General features: G+C 38.0%; 12 protein-coding genes. All 12 read right to left on the reverse strand.

The window, feature by feature from the left end; all coding sequences use genetic code 11:
• Positions 1-71 precede the first annotated feature (71 nt).
• Positions 72-1,220, reverse strand: a complete 1,149-nt coding sequence (locus tag B5M13_RS29285; protein WP_245859542.1) for a glycosyltransferase — start codon at positions 1,218-1,220, stop codon at positions 72-74.
• Between the two features lie 136 nt (positions 1,221-1,356).
• The gene (locus B5M13_RS29290; protein WP_080059042.1) at positions 1,357-1,887 is read right to left on the reverse strand and encodes a T9SS type A sorting domain-containing protein; all 531 of its coding nucleotides are present in this window, start codon (positions 1,885-1,887) and stop codon (positions 1,357-1,359) included.
• Between the two features lies 1 nt (position 1,888).
• Complete coding sequence (locus B5M13_RS29295) at positions 1,889-3,814, reverse strand: bZIP transcription factor (RefSeq protein WP_245859544.1); 1,926 nt, start codon at positions 3,812-3,814, stop codon at positions 1,889-1,891.
• Between the two features lie 245 nt (positions 3,815-4,059).
• Positions 4,060-6,990: a right-handed parallel beta-helix repeat-containing protein gene (locus B5M13_RS29300; protein WP_080059043.1), complete on the reverse strand. Its 2,931-nt coding sequence runs from the start codon at positions 6,988-6,990 to the stop codon at positions 4,060-4,062.
• A 177-nt stretch (positions 6,991-7,167) separates the two neighbouring features.
• The gene (locus tag B5M13_RS29305; RefSeq protein ID WP_080059044.1) at positions 7,168-8,334 is read right to left on the reverse strand and encodes an acyltransferase family protein; all 1,167 of its coding nucleotides are present in this window, start codon (positions 8,332-8,334) and stop codon (positions 7,168-7,170) included.
• Between the two features lie 396 nt (positions 8,335-8,730).
• Complete coding sequence (locus B5M13_RS29310; RefSeq protein ID WP_080059045.1) at positions 8,731-8,988, reverse strand: hypothetical protein; 258 nt, start codon at positions 8,986-8,988, stop codon at positions 8,731-8,733.
• 22 nt (positions 8,989-9,010) lie between these two features.
• Positions 9,011-9,178: an integrase core domain-containing protein gene (locus B5M13_RS34690; RefSeq protein WP_080059046.1), complete on the reverse strand. Its 168-nt coding sequence runs from the start codon at positions 9,176-9,178 to the stop codon at positions 9,011-9,013.
• Positions 9,179-9,412: 234 nt separating this feature from the next.
• Positions 9,413-10,486 (reverse strand): glycosyltransferase family 4 protein, encoded by a 1,074-nt coding sequence (locus B5M13_RS29320; RefSeq protein ID WP_080059047.1) that lies wholly within the window; start codon positions 10,484-10,486, stop codon positions 9,413-9,415.
• Between the two features lie 13 nt (positions 10,487-10,499).
• On the reverse strand, positions 10,500-11,582 hold the full coding sequence (locus B5M13_RS29325) for a glycosyltransferase family 4 protein (RefSeq protein ID WP_080059048.1): 1,083 nt from the start codon (positions 11,580-11,582) through the stop codon (positions 10,500-10,502).
• Between the two features lie 584 nt (positions 11,583-12,166).
• Positions 12,167-13,402, reverse strand: coding sequence for a hypothetical protein (locus tag B5M13_RS29330; protein ID WP_080059049.1), 1,236 nt, complete (start codon positions 13,400-13,402; stop codon positions 12,167-12,169).
• A gap of 90 nt (positions 13,403-13,492) precedes the next feature.
• Positions 13,493-14,446, reverse strand: a complete 954-nt coding sequence (locus B5M13_RS29335; protein ID WP_080059050.1) for a glycosyltransferase family 2 protein — start codon at positions 14,444-14,446, stop codon at positions 13,493-13,495.
• Positions 14,447-14,535: 89 nt separating this feature from the next.
• Complete coding sequence (gene rfbH, locus B5M13_RS29340) at positions 14,536-15,855, reverse strand: lipopolysaccharide biosynthesis protein RfbH (RefSeq protein ID WP_080059051.1); 1,320 nt, start codon at positions 15,853-15,855, stop codon at positions 14,536-14,538.
• Positions 15,856-15,924 lie beyond the last annotated feature (69 nt).

The following is a 15,924-nucleotide window of genomic DNA, read 5'->3' on the forward strand; positions in this document are numbered from 1 at the left end:
GTGTACATCATCTACATGGATCGCCAGCTATAAAAGAGTATACCTCGTCTTCATCAATAATAGTTGTGGTCTTATCTGATGATTTCAGTCTGCTGCTTTCTATCCTGTTGGTATTTTTCCTTAACAAATTGGCGGATCTTATTAATGAACACATCCTCATCAAAGGCCTCTGCATGGTTGCGAATAAAGTTGGGATCAAAGCGGTGTTCTATCTGTTCAAACTTAATTACCGCATTGACCAAATCCTCAACGGTTTGCTGCTCAAAAAATAGAGCTGTAGCCTCGGCCGGGTTATCACTGACTGGAATCTGGGTTGTCAATACTCCCCCTTGCCCATATGCGATGACTGGCCTACCAGCAGCATTCGCTTCTAATGGCGTGATTCCATAATCTTCATACTGAGGAAAAATAAAAGCTCGGCACCCAGCATAAATTTCAGCCAGTTCTTCTTTTGAGAGACCACTCTTAAAGATAATATTATTGTTAGCCTTGGCTTTTATTTCATCCGCCTGAACACCCTTACCAATAATTACTAATGAATAGCCTAATTGGTTAAAAGCTTCAACCACTAAATCAATTCGCTTATAATATTCTAATCTGGATACGACCAAGAAGTATCTTTTCGGGCCATTATCTACATAAAAATTGGCTGTATTTACAGGCGGATAAATAACTTCAATTGACTTCTTTACCTTATAATAGCCTCTAACCTGATTAGCCATGCGTTCAGTATTACAAATAAAATAGTCAGTCCGCTGTGCAGCTTTGAAGTCTATCGATCTTAATTTAGCAATGACTAAATCAAATACTTTTCTTTTGATCGAACGGCTATTTACATACTGTGCATATGATTCAGGTTCCCATACTAGTCTAAACGCAGCATGAGAATAATTAATCACAATCGCTTTTTTTGAAACCTTAATATATTTACCACAATGTGTAGAAGATATCAACACTATATCATATTGTGTTACATCTAATTGATGCATAGCGATTATACCAAAAGGGAAATATAATCGCTTCATAATAGCGTCTGTTTTTGCAAAGCGCTGTAATTGACTAGTATGAATATCACACTGTTTAAATTCTGGGAATGTCAGCTCTGGTTGATAGCAAAGCGTATAAATGGGTGCCTTTGGAAAAGCTCTATGAAAACTAAGCGTTACCTGTTCGGCTCCCCCCCTGCACATCAGGCTATCATGAACTATTGCAATACGCATGTATTAGTACGCTTAATTAGTAGTCAATCCCACAAAAATAACTAAATTACCTTACTCATCCTACCTATAAAGTAATAAGGGACGTAAGGCTACCGGAGTTCGCCTTACGTCCCTTATTACTTTATCACTCTATAGTCTACTGCTTAATTACACGGGCAGACAGGGATTGATTTCCTATCCGTAATATACATATGTAAGCACCAGTAGATAAAAGGGAGCTATCCCAGTTATGGCGATGGGTCCCCGATTCCTTCACCTCTTTGACCAGTTCACTTATAGTATTACCCTTTGCATCTATTATAGCCAACACTACTTCACCTGAAGTAGGAATTGTATAGTCAATAACCGCATTTAGTCCAACCGGATTGGGAGCAATAGCTAGTCGTAAGCCCGCATTACTTTCTGTAGCGATAGGCTGAATAGTGGCACTGAGTATAGCCCCTTTTTCAGTACTAAAACCAGGGCTCAACGTTATTGAACGTCCTGCCCGATAAGATACAACAGCACCAGAAATCAATTTACTAGCCGTTTCTATACTGACCAGAGCTTTTTCATCCCTCACGGAGTAAGCAGGATAAACCACTCTAATCTGCCGTTCTGTTTCTATCTGCTGGGCTATGGCCTGAACGGAACATAGTCCCAAAATCAACAATAAAAGTGGGCGCATATCAGCGATGGTTTTGACGTTGTAGCTTATTCAATTGCTTCTCAATTTGGCTGGCTTTGCGCTTGAGGCTTTCGTTCTCCTTCTTCAACTGAATCATGTAGAGTGTAAGCTCTTCCACTTTTTCGAGCAACTTAGCGTCCATTTTCCCTACATCAACGCCGTTCTCAACAACTTCCTGCGCCGATGGAACTCCAGGCAAATGTTGATTTGCATTGATATAGCGTTCAACAGCTGCCAAGCTACGAAGCTTATATCCTGTGCCAAATACTTTGTCAGACCAATCGTCTGTAGATTTAATTGCCACTTTGACTTTTTCCGTCAGGATACCATCTTCAACGAATAATCGATAGCCAGCTGGCGTTCGCTGAATACCAGCCCCAATAACGACTCCTCCGGAATTCGTATTTTGGATATTTCCATTTGGCTGTAGATTCCAGTTCGAAGCAACACTAGAATCAGAAGCAGCTTGCCGGAAGGCACCTTTGCTCCCCCCTACCAGCGCTAAGACCACATCTCCGTCTGCATTAACGGTTAGGAATTGATTGGTGCTCAGGGTAGGCGTGGTTGCGCTTGTCAGGCTTGTCAGGCGCAGGCCAGAATTACCGGCTGTGCCATGGGTGATTTCAAGCCTATTTTGAGGGCTTGCTGTTCCGATACCTACACTCACCGAATTAGGCCCTGTACCCCCTAGAACAATTGCATTTGATACAGCAACTTGGGCCAAACTCCCGATTGCTACTGCATTATTTAAATTATTAGGGCCAGAAAGACCAGCCCCATATCCTAAAAATGTGTTATTGCTACCGGTTGTAATTTGTAAACCTGCGCCATATCCCAAAAACAAGTTATTTGAACCAGTTGTGTTATTGTAACCAGAATTCTTCCCTATCGATACATTGTAGCCCCCATCTTTAGCGCTGTAAGAAGAACCATCTCCAATAGCAACATTGAAACTTCCAGTCAGGTTATTGTAACCGGCGGATCCTCCTATAAATGTATTGAAAGTACCCTGAGTATTCTCAGAGCCTGCACCACGGCCTACAAACACATTATTAGTCCCTATAGTGTTTTTATATCCGCTGTTATAGCCAATAAATGTATTATATTCTCCAGACACATTAGAATAACCCGTACCATTCCCCAAAAATGTATTAAAGCTACCACCAGTATTAGCTGCTCCTGCTCCATTACCCATAAACATATTGAAGCCCCCTGATGTGTTATTTTGGCCTACATACGCTCCGAGAAACGTATTTCCTTGACCTGTTGTGTTCTTTTGCCCAGACTGAAATCCAACAAAAGTGTTTTGGAAACCAGATACGTTACTGGCTCCACTTTGAGCTCCAATAAATGTATTCCCTGCTCCTGTTGTATTTGCTGCCCCTGTTAAAGAGCCTAAAAAAACATTTAAAGAACCTGATGTATTAGCCCCTCCTGCATCCGAACCAATAAAAGTGTTATTAGAACCCTCATTATTTGCATAGCCAGTATTGCTACCAAAAAATGTGTTGTAGTTGCCGGTCGAGTTAGTATAACCAGCGTTTTGACCTCCAAAAGTATTGTTATACCCTACACCATTGCTAAAACCAGCAAAACTGCCTAAAAACGTATTGCCGTTGCCAGTAGTCGTATTAAAACCGGAACTATAACCAAAGAATGAGTTATTCTGACCCGATGAGTTCTTGTTCCCTGCTTGTGCTCCAACAAAAGCGTTTTGGGTACCAGCCATATTCATGCCCCCCGCCCCACGACCAATTATCAAATTTGATGCTCCAGACATATTTGCATTCCCAGCCCCAACGCCAACTAATGTATTATCGGAACCTGGTGTAGAAGAACTTGGCGTAGTGGCCACATAATTAGTTTGAGCAACGGCATTTGCGTAAGCAAGGCACAGTAAAGCTGCAAATTGTAGATTTCTATACATAACAATTGTTTTATTATGAAATTCTCTCCTAATAGGACTAATGTAAATCAAGCTGGCTTTCTATAATAGAGGAGCAATATTCACGCCAATGCAAAAAAAATCCAAAAAAACAAACAAAAAAAGAACTGCCTAATCAGTCATAAAAGTATAATATTACTTCTATATAATCACTAGATTTTTCTAAACCGCTATATAATAAGCAAAAACGCCACTGACCGGATTGATCCGGTCAGTGGCGTTTTTGCTTATAAACCGCTTATTATCCTCGCATAAACATTATTGATTGTATTTCCATCGTATACCCTGGAGGGGTCATTTGATATATTCACAGTGATACTAGAGGTGCTACCAGCATTAGCCGAAATCCTTGTTGCCGTAAACCCTATGGTCGACGAACTATTTGCCGCAATAATCTGGCCATTATTCATTTTGAGAGTAAGTTGCTGATTCGATGCATTGCCTATTACAGTCCATTTCGTATTATCAACAGCAACTGGATTATTCGATCCGCCACTGACATTAATACTTGTAAGTGCGTTGTTAAATGAGATAACATACCCAGTAGGTGCTGAGATTGTAATAGTGGCGTTGCCAGCAGAGGTGGGTTGGCTGTTCGTCTCAAAAATATTAACCAGAAAGTTTCTAGCATTGTCGGGGGAGGAGGCAAAGTTACTTTGAGGCAAATTAATTGTCGGAGACAAATCAGGACTTGTGTCCCGCATTAGAACAAGGGAAGTAAATGAACTTAGCGTAACCTGTCGAACATACAATTGCCCTCTAACATCTTTATAAATCCCTGCTAATGCGATTGTGGTATCTCTATTATTTGGATTATATAGTAACTTCAGAATAGTGTCAGGATTATCTCTTGTTATATTAGCTTCTTGTAAACTTACATTATCTATCCATACTGACTCACCGTCTTCCCTAGTTTGAAATATTAATATCGCATCTGCTTCATCCTTCGTTGCTGTAAAGGCTATTTCATAATGCATTCTAGCTGTGCCAACCGCAGCTCCCACTCGAATTGCTAATTCATCAGGACCAAACCGCTTTCTGATATAGGCCTGAATAGCCTTGCCATTAGCCGAGGCAACGGCATCAAATTGCAAGACGTAGTTGTGCCCATTAACAATAGAAAAAGCGCTATGAAAAACGATTACAAATGAACCAAAAAAGCCAGACGGTGGATCGAAATACACTTGCATACTTCCTCCATCCAGCTTATTGGTGTTGTCCCAAGCAACTTTCCCATTGTTATAATAAGGACTCTGCTGATACCATTCTGTCGCATCTGTGTTAAATGTGCTGTTGCCGATCCGATTGGGTTCATTCAGCGTATTTAAAGTAAACCCTTTATAAGTTACTGGACTCTCTACCGAATGTAGGTCTTTACCTGAAACTCCTTGCCAGTCTTTCAGGGTATATGGCGCATTGACATTGGGAAATGAAATGCCAATCTTCAATACATCATCAAAGGGCCGGGCATAATAATTACTATCTATATCTCCATATTGACCCAAATCATTTTGATCAGACTCATACCTGGCCACTGTAGCTGTTGTGCTTTTAGCTACAAGAACATTCTTCTTAAGAATGTTATTACGTGGACTACAGAGACCTGCACTTTTGGTCAGTACTAGTTGACTCTCTCTATTATCAAAACTGGTGTTTCCTCGAAGCGTAATATTACTAACCGAAATCAGAAAGATCCCGATCCCGTAACAATTATATACAGTATTATCGTTGACAATAATATTTTGGGAACACTGGTCTAAATAAATGCCGTTGCTTCCTGAATAAGGGTTGCTGGCAGCTGTAGGCGCACCCTCAGTTGCAGGCAAGGAATTGTAAATGATGTTCGACAAAATTTTTATATTGCCCATCGACTGCTGAACGCCATTCCACGTATATATACCTCCGACATCACTTTTTGTCATACCGAAATTGGAAATGATATTCTTCTGAATAGTAAGCCCAAAGGTCTGCGTAGAAAAAGAGATACCCGTATACCCAATACTGTCTAAACGATTACTTTCAACCAACAGATTAGTTGTACCACTGGCATCAAAACCACGATACTGACCATCACCACTCTTCCCACGTCCAGGCACGATACCAATACGCTTAATTATATTACCTCGGACTGTTATATTCGAGTAAGCCTGAAGGTTTATTCCGTTGTTATTAGCCAGATCAACCGTATTATTCAGAACATTTATATTGGAACCCGTACCATCAATTTCCATTCCGTTTTCTCCGGAATTTTTTATATCAACCCCTGTAATAGTTAAACTTGATACATTTGCCACATAAAAACTAAAGTTCAGAGACTGGGTCAATGTCAAGTTGCTAACACTTATATTCGATGAATTGATAACATTCATGCATTTCGAATATACCGTAGCGGTTATTGTTGACGAATTCGGATTAGTTGTGCTAAAGAGTCGAATCGTTTTTGTACTTGAATTAAAATACCATTCACCATTCTGATCAAGTGTGGATGGATGATTCTGAATAAAATATCCCCAACCATCCTGCAAATCATAAACTGAACTAGCATTGTCAATATTGAGTGTGTTGCCGCTTTGCTGAGTAAGAGAAGCTCGATTTAGTATCCAGAGGGTGGGTCTATAAACCACTTCTCCTCCGGTAAAGTCGGCAGGAAGCGTTTGCTGACTAACAAACTGATTTTTACTGGTATGTGATTGAATGGTCAGATACCCCTTATTAGAATCACTTAAATTTGGATACCTACCCAACGGCAATGCGTCTGTTCCTCGATACAGCCCTGTAATAGGGTTAGTACACGAACTACAGGTTGCCTGCCACAAATTTGTACCAACGCTGGTCCACCCTGTAATCGGTACACTACCAGCTATGATAGGTTTATCACCTGTTCCATAGGCATCGACACTAATTGGATTTGATGCACTACCTGATTGTTGAATCGTAAGCATACCACGAAACGTATCGCCACGCCTTAACAATACTTTAGTACCGGGCTGTAAAGTAAGTGCATTAATTTTGTCCAGAGTCCTAAATGGTGTACTGGTTGATCGTCCATCATTGGCATCGTTACCAGCAGTTGCTACATAATATGTAGTCTGGCTAAAAACGTCCGAAAGTGTACTTACCAAAGAAATTATAGTAAGTAGGTATAACTTGGCTGACATAAGGGGTATAATTTACTATCTTGAGTAAATTACAACCCAAACGATTCTAAATATGTTTTCATTAAGTGTACTAGTGAACCAGGTTAAAGACAGAGCCAATGATATTACATCCTCATGTAAAAAACATCTTAGCTTTTACTATCTTTATTTTTCTTATAATGAGAGGGTGCCTTCCTATCAATTCAACAAACCTACTGCATCTTTTTTCTTACCAAAACTATCACGAAAAGATGTAAACCTCTTTTCAAAAAGATGATATTGAAAATAAGCACCAACGATACTAATTGACCAAGTTAAAATAAAATTAACAATAGGATAATCCCTAAAAAAATGCCCTACTATTGTAATCACCAAGGGATGAGATAAGTAAAGGGAATATGATATCAAACTTATAGTGGTAATAACCTTTCCATAAAAACTATAATTACTTTTTATAGAATAAAAAAAAGGTATAAACATAGCAATAGCTAGACTATTAACAGAAAAAAATACCGTATTTAGAAATAAGCTCACAGAGCCTGTAGGAATGTCTTTTTGAGCATCATAATTATCTATAAAATCAAACTTCAATAGTATTAACATCGTTAATAACAGTATAGAAGCCATAATTGCCATTATATTTTTCCTCTTGTGCCACATTTCGCCTGAATAGAACTTGAACAATGCTGCTAAAACTCCAATCGCTATACTATCGAGCCGTAAAGGCATTACTTTTCTAAATCCTTCATCCCACGGCCAGTCGAAACGCTCTGCAACCCATAATCTGAATAAAAGAGGGATTAACATAAAGAAAATGATTGTTCTAAACAAAGATGTGTATTTATTGCCTGAAATAAATTGTATTAAAAACATTACAATAGGGAACAATAAATAAAACCACTCTTCTATACATAAACTCCAAGAAATACCAAAGAAACTTAAGTGAGGGAAAGTAGGAGTTACATTTTGCAAAAAGAATAGGAAAGGGAATGGGTTTATAGCTGGAGTAGACTCTAACTTTGGACTTATATAATACAACAACATATAAACACATAACATTAAATAATAGTTAGGTAATGTTCTGAACCAACGTCGGATAAGGAAAATTTTAATACTATCGAGACTAGTAACAGGATGCTGGTTATGTATCTTGATTAAAATTGTCCCTATCAGGAATCCGCTAAGGACAAAAAATATTTCTACACCCCATACTGCCCCGTAGATACCACTCGCATTAATAAAAACATTATCCCCCAATGGTCTTATTGTATGCGCTATCAGAACAAGAACTATGGCTATACATCTCAATAAATCTAAACCGAAAATTCTACTATTTACGACAGATTGTTCAGTCTCTGACTTCATATACTATTATTTTATACGCTTTAGTGGCTAAAGTTACCGCTATCAGGTAAAAGTAAGCTCTGGAGGATTCTGATAAAAGAAATAAGGGTATTTACTTATTCTTTTACTTCTATTCTTTTAATAAATTGTTGATGTGTTTCATAGTTAATACTAGATCTGAAAATGAAATAGGTAGATGCTAACAGGGCGGCATTAGCCTATTTTTTTTATTGATAAGACCTAGCTTATGACATAATTGCTCGACGGTTATCGCATGGAATTTACCGAGAAAGTCCCGACTGGTCTTGCACCATTTGGTGAGTCAGTTTTGGATAGAGGTTAAAATTTGTTATACTTTCCATAGTTGATATAGTGTGATGACTCCTTGCTTTGAAAACTGATTGTTCGGCTGAACAGCTATAATTTTGCCATTCGTTTCAATTCACTGATCGTTTCAGAACTATCGCAAAGTTCGGATAGTTTTTCGCTCAGGCTTCTTAAATAGCGTTCGGTAATTAGCCCCTTTTCGGCTAATTCTATATCCTGTAATAAGCTATCGATTTTAAAGAAGTCGCCATCTTCCATAATCGTCCGTTTATTGTGAGTGGCATGAGCACAATAATCCTCATCACCTTTGTATTTTATATATATCCTCATCTTCTCAAGGCTAATCATAAATTGCTCTCTTTTAAGACTGTCAAGCCACCTGACGATACTCGACCGGTATTATAAACTCCAAGGACTGATGGGGTCGCTCCGTGTTGTATTGCATTAACCAAGTATCTACCGTTTGACGCCCTTGCGATAATTGCTGAATGCCAACGATTAAGCACTTATCGTCGAAAGGTCCCATTGAAACGTTCATTATAGTGTTCTGAACGGTCCACCATTGCGGTCAAGAATATAATTCCTTTCGACCGCACAGTTCGCTCGGCGGACGAACGCCAAATGAGGCCGGGATGGACATCGAAAGAAGAACAAACGAACGTCCGCCCCTCAATATTTGAGCATTCCAGTGTTTGGGAGAGCCTTAAACTAACAACTCCATTATCCTATTGGTTGGTAGAAATTTAGGGTTGCAATGTAAAAAGCATGTTCATTATATTTTTGGCAACCTATCGATTATACGGACTAAATTTTCAGCGGATTGTCTCCAACTATATTTCAACACTTGCTTATAACCTTTTTCTCTTAGTTCTACCTGCAAACGCAAATTCGTAGCTATCTCAACTAATCCTTTTCTGATGCTATCGATGTCATAAGGATCAACGTACAGACTGGCATCACCACAAACCTCGGGCATGCTGGTCGTATTGGATACCAGCGTAGGACAGCCACATGCCATTGCTTCAAGAGGGGGGATACCAAAGCCTTCAAAATAAGATGGGTAAGCAAACAGCATGGCATGATGGTACAGGTTAACTAACTCAACATCATCGACATAACCCGTAAAAATAATGGACTCATCGCCTTCGATAAGGCTCTTAAGTTGCGAATCGGCAAACACTTTATGTTGTTGCCCAACAATGACCAGTTTCGTATCCGTTAACCCAGAGGCCCGAAACGCTTTGACCAGTCCGATAAAGTTCTTACGAGGATCAATGGAAGAAACCCCTAGTATATAACGACCATACTTGTTGGGCCTTCTAACATTAGAGATATCAAAAAAAATGGGAGCAACTTGTTGATATAAAACCTCGATCGAGGATTTGGGAATATCTAGTGTGTAGCTTATATCCTGTCGTGAATAGTTGCTAACCGTTAAAACCTGCTTTGATTTCTTAATTATATAAGGAATAAATAATTGATAAGTAGTAGCAAACTTCTTAGAATACCATTCTGGGTGGTGCATAAAAGATATGTCATGAACCACTACTATGTTGTTCTTTAAAATGACAGGCGCAGTATTGCACAAATTGACTAATAAATGATTCCTTCTTTGCTTAAGCAATAAAGGTAGCTCAATCTGTTCCCATAAATGCCCCGTATAGGTACCAATAGTTTCAACCTCTAATAAAGATGCGACTTCCCGGTGTATTACATTCCTAGGAGCAATAAAACGGATAGAAATATCTATTGCTTTCAATGCTTTTGACAACTCAATGGCAAATCGTTGAACTCCTGTAATAGGTTGAGTTAAGAAGCGAGCATTAATTAGTACGTTGTCTGTCAAGTTACCACAAGAGTTATGAGCTTTTCTTTACTGCCTTTTCAATTATATCAGCAAATTGCCTGGACACATCTTGATTTATAAAATACTGTACCCGGCTATAGCCACGCGTCACCATCTGCTCACGTAAAACAACGTCAGAAATAGCGCGAATCAACCCTTTTCTGATGCTATCGATGTCATAAGGATCAACGTACAGACTGGCATCACCACAAACCTCGGGCATGCTGGTCGTATTGGATACCAGCGTAGGACAGCCACATGCCATTGCTTCAAGAGGGGGGATACCAAAGCCTTCAAAATAAGATGGGTAAGCAAACAGCATGGCATGATGGTACAGGTTAACTAACTCAACATCATCGACATAACCCGTAAAAATAATGGACTCATCGCCTTCGATAAGGCTCTTAAGTTGCGAATCGGCAAACACTTTATGTTGTTGCCCAACAATGACCAGTTTCGTATCCGTTAACCCAGAGGCCCGAAACGCTTTGACCAGTCCGATAAAGTTCTTACGAGGATCAATGGAAGAAACCCCTAGTATATAACGACCATACTTGTTGGGGTAATCCTTGCGAGGAGCAGCCAAAAATTTCTCTGCAACTGTAGGATAGATTAAATCTATATTGTCAGCAGATATACCAAATGTTTTAACTATATCCTGTTTTGAATACTCACTAATTGTAATTATATGCAAAGCACGTCTCGCTACCAACGGAACAATGGTATTAAAAATAAACGAAAAAGTCTTCGAATACCAATTGCGATTGTGAAAAAAAGCTAGATCTAAAACCGCTACTATATTTTTCGAGTATATGACAGGCGCTTCATTACCAAGACTTATTAACAAAGGAAAGCCCTGTTTAGACAAATATATAGGTAACTCTACTTGCTCCCAAAATAATCCATTCTGGGAATACCCAATAATAACAACGTTCAGTTCTTTAGCTACTTCATGATGAATAATTCGATTAGGACACACAAAAATAACATCAGGAAAGTTTTTTTTTATTTCAAAACACAATCCTATTGCAAACCTCTGTGTCCCTGTTAATTGCTGAGTTAAGAACCTCGCATTTACTACTATATTTGCTGCCATAGACAATCAATTCTTACGCTTGTTTAACTGATTCATAACTACCTCATAACTTAAATATATACTTTTTCCAAATAGAAAACTAATTATAATTAATATAGTAACTTATACCACCAAACATTACCAATCGTCAAAGCATAATGACAGCTATCAATTGAATAAAACTTTACTGCATCCTAGCTATACCATATTTTCAACCGATAGCACATTTGTTTAACAGCTAAAAATTTCGTAAGCTTTTACGTCATGTCCAAAAGTTAAAAATAAGTAAACACCTAAGCTTAGCTATCGACATATCAGCAACTTTCGAACACCTTAAATCCTGAAGAAATATAATAAGTCTTTTAGAAAAAAAAAGATTTGATAAAACGTAACAAAGAATTTAACATTGGTCAATATTTTAACTCTGTTGCCAAAACTAAAAATTTTAACTAGATTGATTTCAACAACATTGTCTCTCTGTAATCAATGTTTTGACTTAAGCGACCATATGGCACATATTTATACCACTACAAATATACACGGTAAGTTTGTAATGGTATAATAAATTGATTCATTGAGTCCACTCTATCCACAAACTGATGAGGTCATTCACCAATCAAATCACTCATTCTTAGCTTATTGTAAGCTATACCTAATAATAACCATAGAGCAGGATAAGCGTATTCTGCCACACTGACCATCATTATAATGTAAGTCGTAATTAATGCGATTTTAATACCTAAGTCATGTTCTTGAAGCTTTAGTATCGGGTAAACAAATAAAAATGTAAATACTGCAAACCCTACAATCCCTCCATTGACTAACAATGTAGATAACCAGTCCGTAGATCGAACAACGCCAAAGCCGAGGCCAAAAATTTTTACAGGAAATGGCAAAGACCAGAAGTATTGAAAATGATAATAGAAGTTTTCACCTCGTTCAACACCTGATTGATTCTCCTGATTAAGCTTGTCCACTACAGCTTCTTTAATAAAGAATTCGATAACTTCATCCGGAATTACGACAAAGGCAATTAAAGCTATTACCAAGATCACAATGATGGCTTTAATTCGTTGATTTGTTAGTAGTAAATGGCTAATTCCCCATATAGCTAGCCCCATCACAAATGAGCCTGAAAGAGTTAGAGCTAATGAAATCAACAAAACCGTTGCTAACCTATATACCTTACGATAAACAAAATATATACAAAACGGCAATATCGAAAATACAAACATTGAGGCTTCCCCAGTTGCACTGACAAAGCGACTTACACGAATACCAGCTACTGCTATCGTTTGGAATTGTGCAGGGTTCAAATCATCATTACCAAAGATACGGTTAGAGATAAAATCTCCATCTTTACCAAATACCAAATAAAAAATCCATTTATAAAAACCGAAAGCGATAAATATATACAGTGCTAATATTAAATGCTTATCATGGCTATCTGTATAATAAGTCCATACAAAAATGAATATTAAAAACGAGGCAATTAAATAAAGTGATTGCGTAAACAAACTGTTACGTAAAATCATACTTAACTCGTTACTTACAAAAACTAAACCACTTTTTGAAGGTAGATTTGTAAAAAAAATCAGTACAAATTGCGAGAGAACTGTTAGAGTCCCGTATATGACAAAAAAAAAGATAAGTCTCTGAATAAATAACTTACCTTTATCCCCATATCCGAATAAAGGGACCAAAAAGCTAGTAAATGCTAGCAAAAAAGCTGGGGTAGTCCCTTTTACAACGTTCGTTACAACAAAAGACGTTACGAAAAAGCAGTAAAGCCATACGTTTAAATAACTGGCTCCGTCCAGATGATATTTTTTCTCTAACACTAGTATTATCGTGACTAACTATGAGTAATTATTTATTCCTACTGACTTCAAAAACTCAAAGAAGTTATCTCAGACATATTGTTTACCATCCTACACTCCTTTGATCAAGGACTTTATTTTTGCAGCTGTTTTATCTGATAGTTTTACATTTTTTATAATAGGGGCCATGCAATAAGCACCTAAAAAAAGTAGACGCTCCTTAAATCTCAGTATATTAAAATACCGCCATTTATCTGAGAAGCTATATAATTTACGCAGTTCAAACCAAAAAAGTGCATGTTGTAATACCATGTACTTTTGCCCTGTAAAATAGCTTCGGTAAAACGCATTGCGCCGTTGAGTAGAGTCCTTAATTAAATAGAATGTGTTACAGGTCGCAACCATCACTCGTAAGTACGAATGGTGATAGCCTGCATGGCCTTCAGCTGATACAATTTTGTTTCGTGATACATAAATTGGATGACCTTCTTCGTATAACTTCACGTAGTAGGTCATCACAGGCAACAGATTCACAATGTTTGTGTACGATATTCTGATCTGCTCCTGTAGTAAATCCGTTTTAAAAATACTACCTGGGACAAAAGTCGGGACACTGAAATAAGGAAAATCTCGTTTTAATAAATTAGCAGGTGTGTCGTGCATACCTCCTTCCGGCCAAGTGAAACCGGCAGCCCAACCAACCATTATTGCGGCTACTTCGTCCTTGGCTAATTCATCCAAGACGTCATCACAAACTGAAAAGTCAAAATTATCATCATCACATAAAATCCAAGTATAAAGCCCATTACTTAATTCGGCAGCTCGGAGTACATTCGCATCACCACCAATATTTATTTTATTTTTAATGTAGTAAAGGCCAGGGAATTTATTCGCATAACGCTGATAAATTTCATACGTATTGTCATCAGAACAATTATCTAAAATTGTAATTGAAAACTGTACAAAAGGACACCCTATTAATTGCCGTAATGTATTATTGAGATGAGCAGAACGATTATAAGTTATAATGAATATTTCTAACAGATCTCTACTTGCAGATTGCATGCGACGTTGTCATTTCTTGGGTAAAAATTAACCTGTTAACTATCAGGCTCGACGAATGGATATCTACTCGCCGAGCCTGATAGTTGCAATTATCCCTTGATATAATCCCCTAAAATTTCTGCAATATAATTATAATGATTTTCGCTAAGGCCAGGCCATACACCTAACCAAAATGAATTGTTCATAATTATATCCGTATTTTTCAAATCACCAACAATGCGATGTTCAATACCTTTATATGCCGGTTGACGGATTAAATTACCTGCAAATAATAAACGAGTTCCTATTTTATTATCTTCTAGATATTTTATCAAATCGCTTCGCTCAATCCTAGCTTCTTTCCGAATAGTCAGCATGAAACCAAACCAGCTCGGCTCGCTTTTAGGAGTAGCTTCAGGCAGGATAAAATACTCTTCAAAGGGTTTAAGCGCATTATATAGCAACTTGTGATTTTCTCTTCTTTTTTCAACAAATGTATCTGCTTTCTGTAGTTGGCTTAATCCTATGGCAGCCTGCATATCAGTAACTTTAAGATTAAACCCAATATGTGAATAGGTATATTTATGGTCATAACCATAGGGTAAATCGCCTAATTGCCATTCAAATCGCTTGCGGCATGTATTGTCTTTACCTGTTTCGCAATAACAGTCCCGCCCCCAATCCCGAAAACTCTCAACAATCATTTTGAGCCTTGGATTATTTATCAGCACTGCCCCTCCTTCACCCATAGTAATATGGTGAGCAGGATAGAAGGAAACAGTTGCCAAATCGCCAAATGTACCTGTTTTCCGGCCCTGATAAGTCGCCCCTAACGAATCACAATCATCTTCAATAACCCACAAGTTATATTTTTTTGCGACCGCCATAACCGTTTCCAAGTCAAATGGATTACCAAGCGAATGGGCAATCATGATCGCTTTTGTCTTTGGAGTTACAGCAGCTTCAATCAATTCAGACTTAACATTGTACGTTGGTATATCAACATCAATAAATACAGGAATGGCTCCATATTGAATCATGGGATTCACTGTTGTTGGAAAGCCTGCGGCAACTGTTATCACTTCATCACCTGGCTTTATCTGTCGCTCTTTTAAAGAGGCAGAAGTCAATGCATAAAATGCACATAGATTAGCCGATGATCCTGAGTTTACCAATACAGAAGATTTAGCACCAAAATATTTGGCAAATTCATATTCAAATTTCTTACCATATCGCCCTGTTGTTAACCAGCCATCCATTATAGCATCAATACCATATAAAAGATCATTGGTATCTAATACTTTCCCTGTTACTGGAATGTAGTCTACGCCTGGAACAATCGGTTTACCAGTCTTTTCTTTTAATGACTGGGTAAGTTGTTCTTCTAATAATGCGTCAATGTTTTTTAGTTTTTGCTTCGTAGATTCCATCAATTGACATAGTTAAAACCACTACACTTTTAAAGGCCTTCTATTAAACGAGCTCGATACAAACTCTAT

The organism is Spirosoma aerolatum (assembly GCF_002056795.1).
Lineage (GTDB): Bacteria > Bacteroidota > Bacteroidia > Cytophagales > Spirosomataceae > Spirosoma > Spirosoma aerolatum.